The organism is Candidatus Nomurabacteria bacterium (assembly GCA_020631975.1).
Taxonomy (GTDB): domain Bacteria; phylum Patescibacteriota; class Saccharimonadia; order Saccharimonadales; family CAIOMD01; genus JACKGO01.
Map to the genome: position 1 here is coordinate 1 of JACKGO010000002.1, position 20786 is coordinate 20786.

Annotated in this window: 13 protein-coding genes; 1 reads left to right on the forward strand and 12 read right to left on the reverse strand. The window is 45.4% G+C overall.

The features are described from left to right. Nucleotides 1–276, reverse strand: a 276-nt coding sequence (locus H6795_02195; GenBank protein MCB9817331.1) for a hypothetical protein, incomplete at its 3' end; no start/stop codon positions are given. A 497-nt stretch (nucleotides 277–773) separates the two neighbouring features. After that, entirely contained in the window at nucleotides 774–3191 is a 2418-nt protein-coding gene (locus tag H6795_02200; protein ID MCB9817332.1) for a tail fiber domain-containing protein, read from the reverse strand. Nucleotides 3192–3309: 118 nt separating this feature from the next. Here H6795_02200 and H6795_02205 point away from each other — a divergent pair, with 118 nt between their 5' ends. Beyond that, nucleotides 3310–3678: a hypothetical protein gene (locus tag H6795_02205; protein ID MCB9817333.1), complete on the forward strand. Its 369-nt coding sequence runs from the start codon at nucleotides 3310–3312 to the stop codon at nucleotides 3676–3678. Here the strand turns inward: H6795_02205 and H6795_02210 are convergent. From H6795_02210 to ftsA, 10 genes are all read right to left on the reverse strand, one after another. Then, nucleotides 3664–3915, reverse strand: coding sequence for a hypothetical protein (locus H6795_02210; GenBank protein ID MCB9817334.1), 252 nt, complete (start codon nucleotides 3913–3915; stop codon nucleotides 3664–3666). The two genes, H6795_02205 and H6795_02210, sit on opposite strands and share 15 nt — an antisense overlap. Before the next feature lie 177 nt (nucleotides 3916–4092). After that, nucleotides 4093–8439 (reverse strand): hypothetical protein, encoded by a 4347-nt coding sequence (locus tag H6795_02215; GenBank protein ID MCB9817335.1) that lies wholly within the window; start codon nucleotides 8437–8439, stop codon nucleotides 4093–4095. Between the two features lie 120 nt (nucleotides 8440–8559). Then, the gene (locus tag H6795_02220) at nucleotides 8560–9972 is read right to left on the reverse strand and encodes a hypothetical protein (protein ID MCB9817336.1); all 1413 of its coding nucleotides are present in this window, start codon (nucleotides 9970–9972) and stop codon (nucleotides 8560–8562) included. Between the two features lie 596 nt (nucleotides 9973–10568). Then, a complete protein-coding gene (rplU, locus tag H6795_02225; GenBank protein MCB9817337.1) occupies nucleotides 10569–10874 on the reverse strand; it encodes a 50S ribosomal protein L21 in 306 nt (101 codons plus the stop codon). An 82-nt stretch (nucleotides 10875–10956) separates the two neighbouring features. After that, entirely contained in the window at nucleotides 10957–13836 is a 2880-nt protein-coding gene (locus H6795_02230) for an isoleucine--tRNA ligase (GenBank protein ID MCB9817338.1), read from the reverse strand. A gap of 248 nt (nucleotides 13837–14084) precedes the next feature. Continuing rightward, nucleotides 14085–14357, reverse strand: a complete 273-nt coding sequence (locus H6795_02235) for a hypothetical protein (GenBank protein ID MCB9817339.1) — start codon at nucleotides 14355–14357, stop codon at nucleotides 14085–14087. An 18-nt stretch (nucleotides 14358–14375) separates the two neighbouring features. Next, entirely contained in the window at nucleotides 14376–17132 is a 2757-nt protein-coding gene (locus H6795_02240) for a vitamin B12-dependent ribonucleotide reductase (GenBank protein ID MCB9817340.1), read from the reverse strand. 202 nt (nucleotides 17133–17334) lie between these two features. Continuing rightward, nucleotides 17335–17811, reverse strand: a complete 477-nt coding sequence (gene nrdR / locus H6795_02245; protein ID MCB9817341.1) for a transcriptional repressor NrdR — start codon at nucleotides 17809–17811, stop codon at nucleotides 17335–17337. Between the two features lie 134 nt (nucleotides 17812–17945). Next, nucleotides 17946–19373, reverse strand: coding sequence for a cell division protein FtsZ (gene ftsZ, locus H6795_02250; protein ID MCB9817342.1), 1428 nt, complete (start codon nucleotides 19371–19373; stop codon nucleotides 17946–17948). 125 nt (nucleotides 19374–19498) lie between these two features. After that, on the reverse strand, nucleotides 19499–20731 hold the full coding sequence (gene ftsA, locus H6795_02255; GenBank protein ID MCB9817343.1) for a cell division protein FtsA: 1233 nt from the start codon (nucleotides 20729–20731) through the stop codon (nucleotides 19499–19501). Nucleotides 20732–20786 lie beyond the last annotated feature (55 nt).

Genomic DNA, 20786 nt, shown 5'->3' on the forward strand with positions numbered 1-20786 from the left:
CTTAAACTGAACGTTGTAGTAGCCATCAGGCACCAGCGCACCTGTGTTGGTGAGGATACGGGCTTGGAAGTTAATGGTGGTGTTAGCGGCTGCTTTAGCTACGGGCGTGAAGGCGGGCGTATATAGATATATATACAAGGAGAGGATGGTGACAAGAGCAAGAGCAAGCAAAGCAAAGCGGGAAAGCTTTGTTACGAGAGAAGACCGAACTGCTGGATGCAAGTTGTTAGATGATGGAGGAAGTACAGCATGCAAAAGAAGCACCTCGTGGATCATCTGCTTTGTTGTCTTGTGGGTAGGTGCGGCCTTACCACGACGACGGAGGAGATGACGGGTGCGTGAAAGTATGTGACTAGTGCGGGATAGTCTGTTCACTGCGGAATCTGTATTGTTTTTAATGTTTTTTATTTCAAGTAGTGCATTGTTGCGGGCAACGCCTTACTTGATGTGTGCTGCGGTTTGTCTGCGGATGACTTTGTTTATTTAGTTTTTTGCTTTTGACAAACTTACTTACCAGCATATCTGAGGCAACAGAGATGTACAAGACTTTTTGTATACAAAAATAGAACACAGAAAAAAACATAAAAACACATACATAGTGTGTACAATATGTAGCGTTACTTACATCGTTACAGTAGCAATATATAAAACATAGAGCTACCAACAGTGCTTCACACTGTATGCATTATTACAACAACAATATTTGAGAGAGTAAAGTTATCCACATGGATATAGAGAGTTTAAAGGTAATTTTGATAATTACTGGTGCAACATTACTCTATTACAAAGTATGAATACTTGTATGTTTTGCTGGTTTGCGTGGTGTTGGGTGTCCCAAAAGTAAAACCATTAGCAGTTGGTGTTGCAAATACTTGTATACTGGCACTGTCTATGTCTTGGCCAGTAATTACTACCTTGGGGGTGTTACCGAATGCTTGATTAAACGTAACCTCTGCAAGCGTTCCAGCCGTAGTATTAGCACCAGCAACTATAGTTATGGTACCGGCGGTGTCGTTACCTTCTATGGTTACTTGTGGGGCAGATATGTTGTTTAGGGTGTCTTCTGTACCTGCTGCTGTACCTGGTGTTGCTACTGGAGTATTCCCTGCTGTTATGATATGGCCGTTAACTGTTAGGTTAGCTACTGTGACATTCTGGACTGTTAGGTTGCCGGCTATGACGACATCGTCTGTAACTGTTAGGCTCTTCATAGTTACTGGGCCGGTGACATTTAGGTTACCTACTACATTTAAGTTACCCTGTATGGTTCCACCATTGGTAAGGTCTAGGATGTTGTTAGAGGCAGGTTGGAGGGAGTTTTCTAGGGTAGTGAGACGAGCTTGGGCATCGGTAATCATGGCTTGTTGTTCTTGGACTGCACCAATGAGAGGAGTGACTAAAGCCCCATAACTTAGTCGCAAATATCCGTCTTCACCCGTCGTAACAAATTCAGGTAATACTTCTTGCACGTCTTGTGCTAATAAGCCCATAGACATTTTTCCTGATAGATTAGTGTTCAATTTATAGTATGTAGGCTGTAGTTGCATTATTTTAGATAGATTGCTCTCAGCATTACCGTAAGTAGTTTTCAGCCTTGAGTCTGAAGTACAGCTAGGAGATAAGTCGTCACCTATTAAACAATCGTAGCCACCTCTTACAGACAAATTCATCCGCCTGGCTGGATCACCTATGGTCACCCACTGATTACCCCAATCAGTTCTTATTGATATGGAGGCTATTCCATCAGCACCTAAGTAGCCAGTACCAGCAGCGCCAGTCCAAATGCGAAATTGAGACAATCCATTAGTTACATATAGTGCACCACCCAGCCATGTTGTATTGTCTTCTAAGTCAACCTCAAGCGGCCACCTAGAGTTGTATTGGCACCAATTTGTATCATTGGTACCACAGCCTCTAAGAACATAAAATCTATTACTATTAACATGCACCATAGCACTTCTGTGGTCTGTGTCTGTGAGTTGAATTGTAGGGCTACCGTTGTTAATATGCAAATATCCACTTGTATAAATCGACCCATTAACTGCCAGCTTGTATCCATTAGGGTTCGTATAGCCTATAGCGACATTACCGCCAGCTTGTATCCTAATTCTTTCAGAATTGCTTGTTCTAAATGTCATATCTGTGGCAGTTTGCGTACCGATAAAAGGTAGGCCACTAGTTGTGCCCATTAGCAGTTTCGCTGTACCATCTGCAATTGTCATATATGCATCGCCTGTCTTTGCAATTTGGAAAAGCTCATTAGAGTTTAATATTGCAACAGGGTTTGGCCCAACAGTAAGCGTTGCCGTTGGATTACTCGTCCCTATACCCACATTACCGTCTGAAGCTCGCACAAATATACGATCTGTAGTACCTGTTCGCAAGTGTATATTTGCGCTTCCTGTAAGATTGCCGAGAGTGCTCTGAATAACAAATCCACCCGTTCCAGCCCATAATAGTCCTGCTACATTTGTCGCAGTAGTAGCAGAACGCACTAATAAGCCAGAGCTACTGTCAGCGGTTGGCTGCAGTATGTCTATTTGTCTAGCTGCGCTTGATAAATTTATGCCTATTCCCGTTGGTACAGTCAACGAGCCGTCTGTATTAAACGTAGACGTAAAGCTAGTGACGTAATTAGTTTGCCTGTTAGTGACTATTTTAACTGAGCCATCAGCTGTTAAGTACAGTTCTTCTGCAGTTGTTCCGGCGACTATACCTAAGTCACTTACAAGAGCTACTCCATTATCACCAGCGTGTAGCAGTACTGAGCTATCAGAATACTGAGCAAAACCCCCTTGGTCAGTCATTCTATACATGCCGCCACCAGGCCAAGAGAGTCTATTGGTGGCTGTGGCTGCATTGAGTGTTAAAGCATTAAATGTTGGGCTATTTGTAGTGGCTATACTTTGCGGTAGGCTTAAGGTTATGTTGCTACCGCTTGGTGTAACGGTTACTTGGTTTGCAGTACCTTGAATGCTTAATGCGCCTGTTAGACTGTTCAAACTGGCGACACCTGACCCGGCTAGGGCAAAAGCACTAGAGTTCAAACCATCCAAGGTATCAGCGTCTAACCCTGAACCTGTACCGTCGTTCCCACTATGCCATACCTTCACCCATGCTGCACTTCCATTTCCAGAAGTTTGCCTAAAATATAGTTCATTAATATTATTGTAATTACTTGCAAACTGCATAGAGTAATAATTACCTGTATTGCTATGCGTGCTGGAAAGTAGTTGGTACCAGCCACCGGTATCGGCTGGCCAACCTTCTGCAATAGTTGCAGATGATGTTTGGTAGAAACCACTTTCAGTGCGAACAGATATATCATCTTTTGTCGCGACCAGAATACCACTTGTAGACTGTAGAATTCTAGCACTTGCTGTAATGTCACCAGTTACACCAAGTGTGCCACCAATGGTGGCATTGTTGGTAACACTAAGACCAGTACCTGTACCCGTTGCATTGAGCCCACCGCTAGCTGTTAGCCCACCACTAAAGGTAGACGCTGTAGCAGTGCTGGCTCCTCTACCAGTAACAGTAGCGAGGGTATCTGCTTCAGAAAATGAGGTCAGACACGTAGCAGTGGTACAGACGGTACCACTAGTAGGTAGAGTTAAGTTAGTCGCACCAGTAGTTGTAAAGAATCACCCGCCCCATTTAACGCTATGTCGTCATTAAATGTATTTTGCCGGTGAATGTCTGCGTAGCATTAAGTAGTGCTACATTGCTGCTTAATCTAGCATCAGCAACTGTTCCGCTAGTAATTTGATTTCCGTTTATAGCTATGGCTGTGTTGCCTGCTGCAGTTAGCCTACCTTGGGCATCTACTGTGAATGTAGCTACACTCGACGCACTTCCGTAGCTATTAGCACTTACACTAGTATTAGCTAGATTTATGGTTGTGCTACCACCCAAAGCAACAGAGCCACCGCCACTTAGGCCTGTACCTGCTGTAACAGTTAGAGCACCAGAACCTGTGAGGTATGTGTTCGCTATAGTATTACCTTGGTAAGTAACATTTTGAGGACGCCGCCGCCAGTTAGGCGAGTAGTGCCGTTGGTTTGAAGATTACCTGTAGATGAAAGATTTAGACTATCCCCAGTTGCTAAGTCTAAGGGTTAGCAGCACCACGGTATAGGTCAACATCAGCACCAAAGCGTAGTGGATAGGTAGAGCTAGAATCCCCACTCTATTATTAGCCGCATCTACAAATAATGTGTTTGTGTCAAAGGTAGCGTTACCAGTAACACTAAGAGTGCTTGTAATGCTGGTGGCACCATTAAGTGTGTTGGTACCTGTACCAGTGCTAAACGTAGTGGCACCAGTTTGGGAGAAGTTACCCGACATATTTATGGCTGCAGCCGTTAAAGTTGCACTAAATGTCTTAGCCCCACTAAATGTTTGAGTGTTATTAAGTAGTGCGACATTAGCACTAAGATAACTGTCGCCAAGCGTACCGGCATTGATGTTGGTAGCGTTTTGATAATAGCTACCCGATTGACCGTCGAGTAAGTCTGCGTCTAAGCCTGAGCTCGCACCATCATTACCACTGTGCCAAAACTTGTAACAAGAGCCCCATGTCGTTCCGCTAGTTGAGTTTCTAATCCATAAATTGTCATTATCTGTAACAGCAAGCTGTGTTACTTCTCCGCCAGACATATCTGTTCCACTACCGTATTTTCTAAAGTTAAGTACACCGTTATATGTACCGCCATCACTTAAGCCATTTGTTGCATTTTGCTTAAAATCTACATATAATCCACGATTTCTATCCTGCGGTGCATCATTTACAGCACGAGAATCTTTACTGTATATACTGTTATCATCAGAAGAAGAAGCAGCTTGTGGCAATACTAAGTTTGTTCTGGCACCAGCTGCATTAGTTGCTCCGGTACCACCGTTAGCGACGGCAACAGTACCGCTAGTAATTTGATTTCCGTTTATAGCTATGGCTGTGTTGCCTGCTGCAGTTAGCCTACCTTGGGCATCTACTGTGAATGTAGCTACACTCGACGCACTTCCGTAGCTATTAGCACTTACACTAGTATTAGCTAGATTTATGGTTGTGCTACCACCCAAAGCAACAGAGCCACCGCCACTTAGGCCTGTACCTGCTGTAACAGTTAGAGCACCAGAACCTGTGAGGTAAGTGTTCGCTATAGTATTACCTTGGTAAGTAACATTTTGAAGGATACCGCCGCCAGTTAGGCGAGTGGTACCATTGGTTTGAAGATTGCCTGTAGATGAAAGATTTAGACTATCCCCAGTTGCTAAGTCTAAGCGGTTAGCAGCACCACGGTATAGGTCAACATCTGCACCAAAGCGTAGTGGATAGGTAGAGCTAGAGTCACTCAGAGTTGTTAAGCCTCTTACTGTAGTAGTGTCAGTGTTAGCATCACCTAGAGTAGTGTTGCCGTTTACTTGTAGAGTGCTAGCTAGGGTTGTAGCACCATTGAGAGTATTAGTACCTGTACCGGTTGAGAAGGTGGTGGCACCGGTTTGGGAGAAGTTGCCAGTGGTTGTAATAGCACCAGATGTGTTTAGGGTTCCAGCAACATTCAACTTGTACGTACTGGTGTCAGTAGAACCAATGGCAGTGTTGCCGGACGAAGTGTTGACCACTAACTTGTCAGTATTGACCGTGAAGGTGCCAGCCACACTAAGCGGGCCGTTCATCAGACCAGCACCTAGGTTGTCTATGCTAAAGCGGGTAATGCCATTGGCTTGGAGTTCTATGCCAAAGGCATCGTCTGCCCCAATGATGACGTTACTGCCAAAGGTATTACCACCTTGCAGGATGTCACCATTGCCACCAGTACCAGCACAGTTGCCAGTTGTGAGACAGACCGTACCCGTGGCATTAGGGAATGTGATGGTACGGTTAACGGTTGGATCAGCAATCGCAAAGGTGGTGGTGTAGGCATTGTCAGTGGCTCCTTGGAAGACCAGTGCATTGGTACCGATGAGTTGTGAGGTAACGGTTAAGCGGTCTAGGCTGGCGTTGTTGCCAATGGTGGTGTTGCCTTGGACGGTGAGGTCACCTGTGGCGGTAAGGTTAGCAAACTGTACATTGCTGGTGGTGGTGAGGTTCTGGCCCGTGTCGTAGGCCAGTTGGGCATCACCAATAGAGTTATTCACGACACTAAGCGTGACGGTGTCGGTGGCACCAGCCACAGCAGTGAGGACAGTACCATCACCACGGACACTGAGTGTGTCGCCTTCACTAATGGTTTGGTTTGTGCCAGAGTTGCCTGCTAGGGTAATACTGGTAAAGCCAGAGCCACCAGCTGAGCAGCTGCCCCATTGAATAGACGTAGCGGTACTCAACAAACATTGGTTTGTAGTACCACGTGCGAGTCGCGTAGTATTGGTAGCATTCCTAAATAGTAAGTCGCCTTCTGTCGTCAGACCAGCTAACGTGTTAATGGCACCTTGAGCAGTGGTGGCGCCAGTACCGCCATTGGCGACAGCTAAGGTACCACCAAGTGTTAAGGTACCACTGGTTGTAATGGCTCCACCAGTGAGGGTTAAGCCGGTGGTGCCACCGCTACCAGATACACTCGTCACTGTACCAGTAGTACTGCTCGTACCAGCACCAATCGCCGTTCTGAAGCTAGCTGCATCGAGCGCTGAGACGGTGTTATCTGCATTCACTCGTAGGAACGAGATCGCACTAGGGTTCGTTAAGGTAAAGAGGTTGCCACCGACAGTAGTTGCGCCCAGGTTCGTGCGAGCACCAGCGGCGGTAGACGAGCCAGTACCACCATCGGCGATGGCAATATCTGTGCCGTTCCAGACACCACTGCTAATGGTACCGAGCGTCGTAATGTTACTACTCCCTGCCCACGTACTAAGCGCGGTGTTTTCAACATTCGCTAAACCAACCTTGCTTTTAGCTAAGCTGGTAATCCAGCTTGGGTCAGCGTAGGAACCACTCGTTAAGACAATGTTGGCAGTTGTAATACCATTTACTTGTGTCGTACTGAGTGAACCACCCGTGATGGTCGCGCCATTCAGGGTGCCGCCGCTTAGGTTACCGTTCGGCGCGACACTAAAGACGGTGGTGGCGTCTGCACTGTCTCTAATTTGGATAACATCGGCAGTTTGCGCGGCAATCGCTCTAAACTTAGCGGTGACGCTGGTCGTAGCCGCTGACTGCATATTAAAGTTGGCACTGTTTTGGTTAGCAGTACTGTTTTGGATATAGTTACCACTCCCGCCAGCGTTACAGTCACCCCACACTAAGGTTGTGCCGTTACTCGTTAGACACTGCCCATTAGTACCTCGTGCGAGTCGGGTAGCGTTCGTACCGTTGTAGTACAGCAGATCACCATTCGTCGTCAGACCAGATAGCGTGTTAATGGCACCTTGAGCAGTGGTGGCGCCAGTACCGCCATTGGCGACAGCTAAGGTACCACCAAGTGTTAAGGTACCACTGGTTGTAATGGCTCCACCAGTGAGGGTTAAGCCGGTGGTGCCACCGCTACCAGATACACTCGTCACTGTACCAGTAGTACTGCTCGTACCAGCACCAATCGCCGTTCTGAAGCTAGCTGCATCGAGCGCTGAGACGGTGTTATCTGCATTCACTCGTAGGAACGAGATCGCACTAGGGTTCGTTAAGGTAAAGAGGTTGCCACCGACAGTAGTTGCGCCAAGGTTCGTGCGAGCACCAGCGGCGGTAGACGAGCCAGTACCACCATCGGCGATGGCAATATCTGTGCCGTTCCAGACACCACTGCTAATGGTACCAAGCGTCGTAATGTTACTACTCCCTGCCCACGTACTAAGCGCGGTGTTTTCAACATTCGCTAAACCAACCTTGCTTTTAGCTAAGCTGGTAATCCAGCTTGGGTCAGCGTAGGAACCACTCGTTAAGACAATGTTGGCAGTTGTAATACCATTTACTTGTGTCGTACTGAGTGAACCACCCGTGATGGTCGCGCCATTCAGGGTGCCGCCGCTTAGGTTACCGTTCGGCGCGACACTAAAGACAGTTGAAGTATCGCCAGAGTCTCTAACTTGAATGACATCGGCTGTTTGAGCAGCAATAGCTCTAAACTTAGCGGTGACGCTAGTAGTAGCAGCTGACTGCATATTAAAGTTGGCACTGTTTTGGTTGGCGGTAGTGTTCTGGATATAGTTACCACTCCCGCCAGCGTTACAGTCACCCCACACTAAGGTTGTGCCGTTGCTCGTTAGACACTGACCATTAGTACCTCGTGCGAGTCGGGTAGCGTTCGTACCGTTGTAGTACAGCAGATCACCATTCGTCGTCAGACCAGATAGCGTGTTAATGGCACCTTGAGCAGTGGTGGCGCCGGTACCGCCATAGCCCAGGCCAACTACTCCAGTGGTTATTTGGTTACCGTTAATGGCAATTGCTGTATTACCGGCGGCGGTTAAGCGACCTTGGGCATCCACTGTAAAGGTAGCCACTGTACCAGCACCACCATAGCTGTTAGCACTTACCGTGGTGTTAGCGAGGTTAATGGTAGTACGCTACCAAGAGCCACACTACCACCGCCACATAAGCCAGTGCCGGCTGTGACGCTGAGGCTAGAGTATTAGACCTACTGTTAGGTTCCCATTCGCACCACCATCTGTGATGGAAATGTTACTACCGCCAGTTAGGACTCGTTCGTTAGTTAGGCTGCCGTCTGGACCAAGTGTGAGGTAGCTAGCGGCAATTGGTGCACTACCACTGCCACCTGTTCCACAGGTACTACTAAAGCTGAGGTTACCAGCTGCATCACCGACAATACAGTCACCACTACCACCATAGCCACTCGGGAGCTTAAAGGTTAGGTTACTAGCAATGGCAGCAGACTGCAGTGTAGTAGTGTTGCTAGAGCCATCGTTGAGCACGAGACTACCTAGTTGGGAGGTGGTACCAACGCTGATGGTTGCTCCCTGGACGGTGAGGGTACCACTAAAGGTTGGGGAGTTGGCGACATTGATGGTCAGGGTGCCATTGGCACCTGTGTCAGCCACGCTAATGTTAGTGCCAGCGGTTAAGACTCGTTCACCCGTTAAGGTACCGTCTAGGGCGAGGGTGAGGTAGCTGGCACCAACTGGTGCGCCACCACCGCCTGAGCCACAAGTAGCACTGAAAGATAGACCACCTGCTCCGTTGCCAACAATACAGTCACCACTACCACCGTAAGCATTTGGGAGGGTGAAGGTCAGATTGCCGGCAGTGGCAGCAGCTTGAATGGTAGTGGTGTTGGTACTGCCATCGCTTAAGGTGAGGACACCTGCTTGGGAGGTGGTGCCAATAGACACACTAGCACCCTGAAAGACACCAGTGCCCGCCACGGTGAGGTTACCATTGGCGGCCAGTAGCAGTCGGTCATTGCCACTGGCTTGGAACTGCAGTAAGCTACCTGCTCCGGTTTGGTTGATCCGCAGTGCCGTGTTGGCTGAGTTGACAGTTTGGGTGGCACTAGGTGCCAGTTGGGCCAGTTGGTCAGCTGTAAAGGAGCCCGTGGCTCCTTTGAGGGTTTGGGCTTGTTGGGCAGCAAAGGCGTATGGTACAGCCGTTACCTTGATGCGAGGGTTCATCTCACCATTCCATGGTGGGGTGGCGGTTTGAGTAGGACCGCCGATGTTCATGCTGAGCCAGAGTTCTTGGCTCCAGTCTATGGTGCCAGGAAAGGCTGTACCACCAGCCGTGGTATCTGCCAGGCTGACGGTCAGGTAGCCGTTCTTGACCTGGACACGGTAGTCATTGCCAGGTGCGGCACCATTGGTGTCGTAGCGAGTGTCTGTCCAGAGTAGTGTGCCACCAGAGGCTGCATCGTACAGCTTAAACTGAACGTTGTAGTAGCCATCAGGCACCAGGGCGCCTGTGTTGGTGAGGATACGGGCTTGGAAGTTAATGGTGGTGTTAGCGGCTGCTAACGCGTTGGGTGTGAAGGCGGGCGTATATAGATATACAGCGGTAAGGAGGCTGAGAGTGAGGGTGAACAAAAGAGAGCTGGCAGTGATGGTGCGATGGAATATACGGGTTGAGTGGGAATTGGTACTACCAGGATGTAGTACGTATGTACATAATTTTGTAAGTCTATAAAAAACAAAAAACACAGACCGACTGATGTGGCTGCTGCGTTGGTGTGTACAGATAGTGTTGTTTACGCCAGGCTTATTTTTGAACCTATGGCGCAATGCGCTGAGCATGTTTTTTTAGATTTTGTTTTAGTTTAGTTGTTTGTGTGTGTATACCGCTGTTTTGGTTTACAGGTTTTAGTATATCTGATTGGCCAAAGAGAACAAGACACTTTGTATACAAAAATAGAACATAGAAAACAAGTGAATAAGTCGTAAATAATGTGTACAATGTGTTGTGTGTACAACATCGTTACAGTAGCAATACAAAAACACAGAGCTACCAACAGTGCTTCACACTGTATACATTATTACAACAACAATATTTGAGGTGGTGGATTTATCCACAGTCTAATGTAATGATTATTCATTAAAAACAGCTCTTGTAATTATAAAATGCCGTTTTTACTGACGTAAAACTACCCTTCATAAGGTCTATGTTCTGTCTATTTAAAAGTGTACTAAACAATTTTACTAATGGTAATAGTTGTTTTGCGTTGGCGATGACCACGTGTTTTATGAACGCGTTTTTTTGCTTTATAACGAATAGATACGACTTTATCTGTCTTGACGTCTTGTTCGTCTACCTTTGCAGTAACTTTAGCGCCTGTTACTACTGGAGTACCAACGAGTGTTTTGTCACCGTCAATCACCAATAGTGGCTCAAATGTCACGGTCTTATCTTCAGAAAGTAGTTCTACTTGCAACGTGTCGCCTTCTGCCACGATATATTGCTTACCACCGGTGGTGATTACAGCTTTTTTCATTACTATCCTCTTATCATTTATGAATTAGTCAACTGATATGGTACCAGATATAGCTCTTTTAGTAAAGAGTAGCTAGGGAGAACTATTTCCCCAAGGCTATTGTTAGTGTTGCACCACCTATTGTAACGCTGTCCTTGTACATAGGGTTTTGTAATACGTGTGGTGATGACAGCGTCTCTTTAGATATATAAGCTTGATGATGCTCAATAGCCTGGGATAACTTCTTATCAGGAGTACTTAGCTCACATAAAATTCTATCTTCTACATTAAAATCTGCTTTTTTACGGGCTGATTGCACCTGCCTGACGACGTCTCGTACCATGCCCTCGGCTAACAATTCATCTGTTAGAGTGGTATCAATCGTTACCTTTGGCTCTTTACCATGCTGTAACATTACTGTTTTAACATTTAGCTCCTCTTGTAAGATTGCTGTGTATGCATCTGCTAGGTGTGACGGTATTTGTACAGATGTGTTTACCTGTGCGGATGCTAATGGTTGTCTTACTTTTATGCCTGCATCTGCACGTTGTGATAGCCCTATGGTTATGAGTTCCCTTATCTGAGCCATTTGTTCAATAACAGATGTATCTATAGACTGAAAATGTGGCCAGTCAGTGAGGTGAACCGACTCTTTACCAGTGAGGTTTCTGTATAGCGCTTCGCTCATAAACGGTGTGATTGGAGCCATAATACGGCTAAGTGTCATTAAAACGTAGTGCAAGGTCGCATAGGCATCTTGTTTGTCGGTGTCGTTGTCTGTCTTCCAGAATCGTTTACGACTACGGCGGACAAACCAGTTACTGGCATCATCTATAAACGGTAGTATGGGTTTGATTGCACCTGGCAAATCGTAGTCGCCAAAGCTCTTGTCTACTTCTATGGAGAGTTGGTGTAACCTAGATACTATCCATATATCTAAGAGGTTCTTTAATTTTGATATTTCTGGTTTATTCTTTGGATTATATTCCCATTTATCTACTTCTGCATACAATGTAAAGAAATCATACATATTCCAAACCATGGCAAGTTTGCGCTGCACGTCTAAAACTTCTTTATCTTTAAGTGAGAAGTCTTCGCCGTTAAGTAGCGGTGAACCGAGTAACAAGAACCGAAAGCTATCAGCTCCGTATGCATCCATGAGTTCGTTTGGATCGGTATAGTTTTTGAGTTTTTTACTCATCTTTTTACCATCCGCTGCATTTATAAAGCCTGTACATATTAGGTTCTTAAATGGCGCCTTACCAAATAAACCTACGTTGACCGCCATTAGTGAGTAAAACCAGCCACGTGTCTGGTCAATAGCCTCTATAATAAAGTCGGCCGGAAAACTTTCTTTAAACTTTGCGACGTTTTCAAAAGGATAATGGAACTGTGCAAAAGGCATACTACCACTTTCGAACCAACAGTCTATCACCTTACCAATGTGCTTTAGTTCTACGCCATCTACTGTAAACGTTACGTCCATGACATTTGGCAAATGATAATCGCTAAGGCTTTTACCTGTTAACTCTTTAAATTCTGCGTAACTGCCTACAACCTTAATAACCTCTGTACCATCGGGCCGTTGGCCTTTCCAAACTGGTATTGGAGTGGCCCAGTATCTATCGCGGCTTAAGTTCCAATCTGGAGCAGAATCTATAATGTTTGCAAAGCGGCCATCCCTTAAGGTGCTTGGTGTCCAGCTCGTTTTACTATTTGCCACAAGCATTTCTTGTTTTTGATCTTGGATATCCATAAACCAACTCGGATGTGCCCGGTACATTAATTTAGACCCACAGCGATGGCAGTGTGGGTATTCATGCTGTATATACTCAACCTTCATTGCAGAACCTTCGGCGACCAAAGTCTTGGCAATTTCTTTGTTTACGGCCCAAATGTTTTGTTCTTGCCAACGGCCAGACGTATAACTACCGTTTTCGTCTACCATTGACACTATTGGAATACCAGCTGTTTTACACAGCTCATAATCATCTTCACCGTACGCTGGTGCTTCGTGTACAATGCCCGTTCCGTCTTCGGCGGTTACGAATTCTGCATGCAGTACTCTGTGTGCCTCTGGACCATGGTTTTCAAATAACGGATGATACCGCTTGCCAACCAGCTCGCTCCCCTTCACTTTTTTTAACACTTTGTATGCTAATGGTTGCTTTTTTCCATCTTTAAACACACGCTCTAAGGCCGCATCTGCTACATACACTTTTTTGCCATCGTATTCTACAAGTGCATATGTAAGTTTAGAATGGAGAGCGATTGCAACATTGGCAGGTAATGTCCATGGCGTAGTCGTCCAGGCAAGTAAGTGTTCATCGGTTTCTTCTAGTTTAAAATACACATACACGCTTGGGTCAGTATCTACTTGGTAACTATTTTCCATGGCAACTTCACTCTTTGATATCGGGGTGGCATCTTTTGTGCAATACACGAGTATTTTTTCGCCTTCGTAGATTTTGCCTTTTTCGTATAGCTCTTTAAAAGCCCACCATACCGATTCCATGTATTCGTTATCCATGGTTTTGTAAGCACCCTTAAATTCAACCCAGCGGCCTATTCTATCAACGGTGTCTTCCCATTCCGTTCCTGTCTGCACCATAGAGGCTCTACACGCATTTACGTAGTCTGGTATGCTAATTTTTACACCAATATCTTTTTTATTGGTAATACCAAGTTGTTTTTCTACAAATACCTCAGCTGGCAAACCATGGCAATCCCAACCCCAACGACGCTCAACATGTTTACCTTTCATCGTTTGGTACCGTGCAACCGAATCTTTGACTGCAGAGATAAGTAGATGGCCATGGTGTGGTGTCCCAGTTAAGAATGGCGGACCATCATAAAATACCCACCTATCTTTATCTGGTCTGTTGGCGACAGATTTGTTAAACGTGTCATTCTGTTTCCAGTATTCAACAACCTCTTTTTCGTATTCAGCTGGCTTTTTACGTTGCTCTTTTTTGAACTTCACAGGTATCCTTTCAAATAAAAAACCACCCGTTGCTTCGGATTCCGACTATTGCTAGCGGAAGGTACCATCCGAATAACTTGGTGGAGTTACTTTGTTACAACTACTTACGTGAGTTTCAAACGTTGCGGTCTAGTGTAGCGTTATGGGCTAGTTCTTCGCAATGCTTCGTGGCTGATAACCACTCATCCATAAACGGAATGCATCTCATAAATTGTCTGTTATTACTATATCTGTTATTGGTCGGAATTTCAACCAGCCATAGCTGGACTATAATAAGTTACTTCATTAATGAGCGGCAGCGTGTCGCCTTGCCACATTTGTAGCATTTGTCCGTCATCGGCTAGCGCCAACACACTCGGATAGCGCATGACATCATATAAGCTTGCCATTGCAGCGCCATCACGAGTGTTGACGTCGTATTTAACAAAAGAGCGGCCTGTCCGATATTCAAATTCACGTTCAAAATTGCTGACTAATCGTTCGTGCTCTGAATTGCTCCGATACAAAACCGCTACTTTCATTGATCCACCTATTCTGGTTTAACTACATCCTGTTGTCGATCCGCACGCTGTACATACGTAGCAGCTGCCTGATCGCTGAGTTTGGTTCCCACAGTTATAGCATAACGGTGCAGTGCTATCTTTGGCAACTTTTTTTGTTGATTGTGCAGGTGTAGGTTGCACTTCATCTGTTGATTTTGACACTATTGTCTCCTCTGATTGTGGCTCAGGAGTGTCAAGTAATGAAGCCTGTTGCAGATCATCGATATCATCGATACTCGCCAGCCCTAATTCAATTTTATCGTCAAAAGACAAGTAGTCATGCCCAAGACGCTTAAAAATGTAATCGGTTATAGATGTAGCAGTGCGAATTTGGGGATCATCTGTAATACCAGATGGGGCATACGAACGGCTCATCATCGTCTTGACGTAACTCTTTAGTGGCACACCGTACTGTAAGCCATGGCTCACCGATATAGCAAACGAGTCCATCAGGCCAGATAGTGTAGATCCCTGCTTCGCCACATGGATAAACAATTCACCCGGCTTGCCGTCTTCGTATTCGCCTACCGTAAAGAATCCTTTGGCGTCTGCAACCCGGAACTCATAGGTTTTACTATTACGCCGTTTTGGAAGCTCGCGTTTCATGGCACTTTTGACGATATATGCATCTTTAGTAGCCTGTAGGCTATCAGCTGGTTGTTCTTGGGCGGAATCTTTTTTGGCCGTAGAAAGCGGTTGTGCAACCTTGCAGTTGTCACGGTAAATTGCCACCGCCTTCACTCCCATTTTCCATGCATCAATATGTAATTGTTCAATATCTTCTACGGTTGCTTCTTCTGGCATATTCACTGTTTTGCTAATTGCACCAGAAATAAACGGTTGAACCGCAGCCATCATTTTTACATGACCCAGGTAGTGAATGGTGTTATCGCCCATAGAACACGCAAATACTGGCAAATGCTCTTTCTTTAGGTGTGGCGCGCCAACAATAGTCTTTTCTTCGTCTATGTATGCCACAATTTCATCTGTTTGTGCTTTGGTATAGCCAAGTTCGCGGAGTGCCCGTGGTACCGTACGATTAACGATACTCATCGTTCCACCACCAACTAATTTTTTATGCTTTACTAAGCTAAGATCTGGCTCTATGCCTGTTGTATCACAGTCCATCATGAGCCCAATTGTTCCTGTTGGGGCTAAAACGGTAGCTTGGCTATTGCGTACGCCGTGAATTTCTGCGAGTTCAATGGCTTCGTCCCACGTTTCTGCAGCACTGCTTAACAAGTCTTCAGCAACTCTGCGCGCGTCAATTTTATCTACTTCTGCGCGGTGCTGTCTAAGCACTCGTGTCATTGCCTCTTTGTCTTTATGATACCCTGCAAATGGCCCAACACGGCGCGCAAGCCGTGCGCTAGTGGCATAGGCATGTCCGGTCATAATGGCGGTAATTGCAGCTGCTTGCGCCCGACCTTCTTCTGAATCATATGGTAAGCCTTGGGCCATAAGTAATGCACCAATATTTGCATAGCCCATGCCTAGTTCGCGGTAGGCCTTAGCGTTTTTAGCAATACTATCTGTTGGGTAACTAGAATAACCCACTAAAATTTCTTGTGCAGTAAATACCACTTCTACGGTATGTTTAAACGCTTCTACATCAAAAGTGTTATCGTCTTTGATGTATTTCATAAGATTGATACTTGCCAAATTACAGGCTGAGTTATCTAGGTGCATGTATTCACTACAAGGGTTAGAGCCATTAATTCTGCCAGCGTTTGGCGACGTATGCCAGTGGTTAATCGTGGTGTCGTACTGCATACCAGGGTCGGCACATTCCCAGGCTGCCTCGGCAAATTGCCTAAAGATATCACGTGCCCGCACTGTTTTGACTGTTTCTCCGGTGGTAACCGCTTTTAAATCCCAGTCAGCGTCAGCTTCTGCTGCTTGCATAAATTCATCCGTTACCCGCACCGAATTATTAGCATTCTGATACTGCACGCTAAAGTTATCTTTACCGTTCAAGCTCATATCAAAGCCAGCCTCTTGCAAGGCTCGTGCTTTGCGCTCTTCTATTGCTTTGGTCCATATAAATTCTTCGATATCTGGGTGGTCAGCGTTCAGTATGACCATTTTTGCGGCCCGTCTTGTCTTACCACCGCTTTTGATGGTACCAGCACTGGCATCTGCCCCACGCATAAAACTCACAGGCCCGCTTGCTTTGCCACCGCTCGCACTCAATGATTCTGCACTAGAGCGAAGATTAGACAAGTTGATTCCAGCACCTGAGCCACCCTTAAATATCATGCCTTCTTCTACGTACCAATTTAATATTGAAGGCATACTGTCTTCTACTCCAAGAATAAAGCAAGCGCTCGCCTGCTGAGCGCGTGATGGTACGCCAATATTAAACCAGACGGGCGAATTAAAAGCTGCCCTTTGAGTGGCTAATATAAACTTCAATTCTTCCCGAAAGCTTTCTGCCTCTTTATCGTCTATAAAGTAATCTTCTTGAACACCGGCTCTGGTAATTGTATCTACAATACGGTCAATCAATACCTTAAGGCCGTCTTCTCTGTCGGCTTCACCTGGCGTGCCTGCAAAATATTTTTGAGCGACAATATTAATAGCATTCAGCGACCAATCTTCTGGAAACTCAACGCCTTTTTGTTCAAACACCGCTTCACCTGTCATTGGATTAATAATTTCAGAATCCCGTTTTACCCAAGTAAGCTGATCATACGCTTTCTTACCCGAACGCGTAAAATACCGCCCTAGCCCTAGTGTTGTTGTTTCTGCCATAGTACTACCCTCACTTTATGTTAATTATTTGATATGTTTATTAAAGCTCGCCACTTTTTTTGAGCGACCAAATACCCTCCCACAAGTACTCGTCACTATGTTGTGTGGTGTGTTCGTCTTATAGCGCGCTTTGCTTTGTATCTTAAGCCTATGGGCACTACGCTACAAAACAAAACGAACAGCGACGATTAGATAAGTAAGTTTACGGCGCAGTGTCTGCTACATTCTTTTTCGCTCTTATTTGGGCCAGTTCTGCCTCGAAGCCAGTAATATCATCAAAACGACGATAAACACTCGCAAAACGGACATACGCAACCTCAGAAAGGTTGGCAAGCTCTGTCATGACGAGTTCGCCAATAGCGCGAGAAGAGACTTCTGGGTCACCTTGGCTGGCAAGCTTGTTTTCTATGTTGGCCACTAACTGCTCTAGTTGCAAATTTGTTACAGGAGTTTTTTCGCACGCTCTGTGCAACCCTGCCAATAACTTGTTTCTATCAAACAATTGCCGAGAGTTATCTTGTTTTATCACCACGAGCTGTGGACGCTCTCTACGTTCATAGGTAGTAAAACGTGCGTCGCAGTGAGGACACTTGCGGCGGCGGCGCGTTGATTCACCGTCGGCCACTTCCCTAGATTCAATAACTTTTGTATCGGCAAAATTGCAGTTATGACACTTCACTTGGTTTCCTTACTTATTTAGGCTTTAACGTACAATCGCTATATATAGCGTGTATGTACTGTATGATATACCCATTATATAGCGTTTTCAATACATTTAATGTCGTAATTTAGTACACAGCCAAATAATACTAGTTACTTTTTATCGGCAGATTTATCGTCGTCCTTGTTATCGGTTTTTTCGTCATCATCGTCTTCGTCCTGCTGTTTTTTGCCACGACGAGTAAATCGTCGCAAGAACGAAGGCTTATCAAACTTGTCTTCATCTTCATCTTTGTGGTCAGCATCAAAAGTCCAAATATTAGGCACTGGCTTGTCGTCGGTAAAATCACTAGCAGTATGCGGCTTGTCGTCTACGTCTAAATTAATATCTTTTATGTCTTCTTCTGTCATTGTTTTCGTATCGCTCACTGTTTCTAGCTTTTTACTATCATCTTTTTCTGGTTCTTCTGATGTGTCATCACCAAGAGACACTTTAGTATCATCTGTCGTAGACTCGGGCGATGCTTTTAATTCAGATACTGGGGTGGCAACCAATGGTGCATCCTGTGATGGTGCAGCGTCTAGAGGTGCCTGTGTTTCACGAATTTGCTGGCGGTTGGCAAAATATGACGCTTCAAAGCCCGTTGCAACAACCGTTATAATTACTTCTCCCTCGAGCTCTGGGTTGATGGTTGCACCAAAAATGATGTTTGCCTCTGGGTCAACGGCAGCAGTAATTGTTTCGGCAGCAGCATTGATTTCGTGCATAGACATGTCTAAGCCACCAATCACGTTAAATAATATGCCACGAGCGCCATCTATAGAAACTTCTAGTAGTGGTGATTCTATGGCCTGGTGAGCAGCTTCTGTGGCTCTGTCGTCACCACTTGCCCTTCCTATACCCATTAAGGCGCTACCAGCGTTACTCATGACCGCACGGACATCTGCAAAGTCAAGGTTAATAAGCCCATGCACCGTTATTAAATCAGAAATACCCTGCACTCCCTGCCTTAAAACGTCATCAGCTACCTTAAAAGCGTCAAGCAGTGGTGTTTTACGGTCAATCGTCTGAAGAAGTCTGTCATTTGGTACGGTTATAAGAGTATCTACTTCTGTACGAAGTTTGTCTACTGCATACTCAGCATTGCGGCGGCGTTTTTCACCCTCGAACGCAAATGGTCGTGTGGCAAATCCTACCACCAAGGCTCCTTGCTCTTTGGCAATTTCTGCAATGACATGGCCAGCACCGCTACCGGTACCACCACCAGCGCCAATAGTAACAAATACCATGTCTGCGCCTTCTAATATCTTTGCAATATCGTCACGCGATACATTAGCGGCATCTTCTCCCACTTGTGGGTCAGCACCAGCGCCAAGCCCTTTGGTAGAATCTCCACCAATATGAAGCTTAGTCTGAGCCTTTGAGTGGTGGATTGCTTGAGCATCAGTATTAATAACAATAAACTCTACACCGGTAACTCCGGCTTCTACCATCCTATTTACAGCGGCGCCACCAGCACCACCTACACCCACTACCTTTATGCGGGCAAACGTTTCAATTTCTGGGCTTACTTGAGGCATACGATACCACTATCCTTTCGAGATACATTAACCTTGTGTTGCTATCTATTGTACTTGCCATAGAAAATGTATTCAAGCATCTAAATATAAAAAAGATTTTGTACTAATAATTCGCACACCAAGGACTATCTTTTTATAAAGCTTTTTATTTTTGTGAACACACCGCTGCTTAAATTACGAGCAGTAATACTTTGTGTGTTCATAGCATCTAAACCTAGAATACCATCTAGATTCATCAGCCCAATTGCTGTAGCAAATTCTGTACTTTTTACCGTATCAGCTAAACCACCAATATGGTGTAACTTGCCTATTCTGGTGTGAAGCTCTAGTTGTTCACGAGCAAAATCGGCGAGCCCTGGAGTATTAGCAACACCACCGACAAACACTACACCACCCGGCAAACGCCGTGACCGCTTGGCTTTTGCAAATACTTTGTCAACTTCTTCTAGTAATTCTTCAAATCGTGGAATAATAATGTCATATATACGGGATGTATCAAATTCATACACCACCCCATCGTCGGTGAACGATACTTTTTTAGATACAGCAGCCTCTGGCTTAAGTGATGCATATTTAGTTTTTATTTTTTCGGCTATTTCTAAATCGGCTTTTAGACCAATAGCAAGATCATGCGTAAGGTGTTGCCCGCCTATCGGCAATACGGCAAGCGACACTATTTCTCCGTCTTCTATAATTGCAATATTGGTAGTACCTGCGCCTATGTCAACGAGTGCAGTGCCAGATTCTTTTTGTCGCCTATCGAGTACAACTTCAGCTGCAGCCACACTAGAAACTGTGCGCTCAGCTATATGCAGTTGTGCTGCGTCGACGGCATCGTTAAGGGTTCGTATACACTGTAACCCTGCTGTTACTACTAAAATATCTGCCTCTAAACGCACGCCCTGCATGCCAACTGGATCTTTAATATTGTCTTGGCCATCAACCCTATAGCTTTTTGTAAAAATTTGTATGATATCTCGGTTATTTGGCATATTTATGACCGTTGCTTGCTCTTCTACACGGGCAATATCATCTCTGGTAATTATTCTGTCTGGGCTATTGGTAGATACCATACCACGTGACATCTGTGCACCAATACTGGCTCCATTTACATTAACCGTAACATCCTGTACACGAATACCTGCCATACGTTCAGCTTCTGATACCGCTTCGCCTATAGCACGCGTAACATCTTCTACGTGCGAAACACAGCCTTTTCTCATACCAGTGTTTTGAGCACTGCCAATACCTATTACCGACATTGTGTCGTCTGGGTTATTTTGCTCGGGCATGCCAATGACACACCGAACAGCAGAAGTACCGACATCTAAACCAATAAAATATGAGTTTTTTTGCATTATCACTAGTATACCGCCTACGCTTGGGCAATCGCAAGCAATTTACAGAGATATA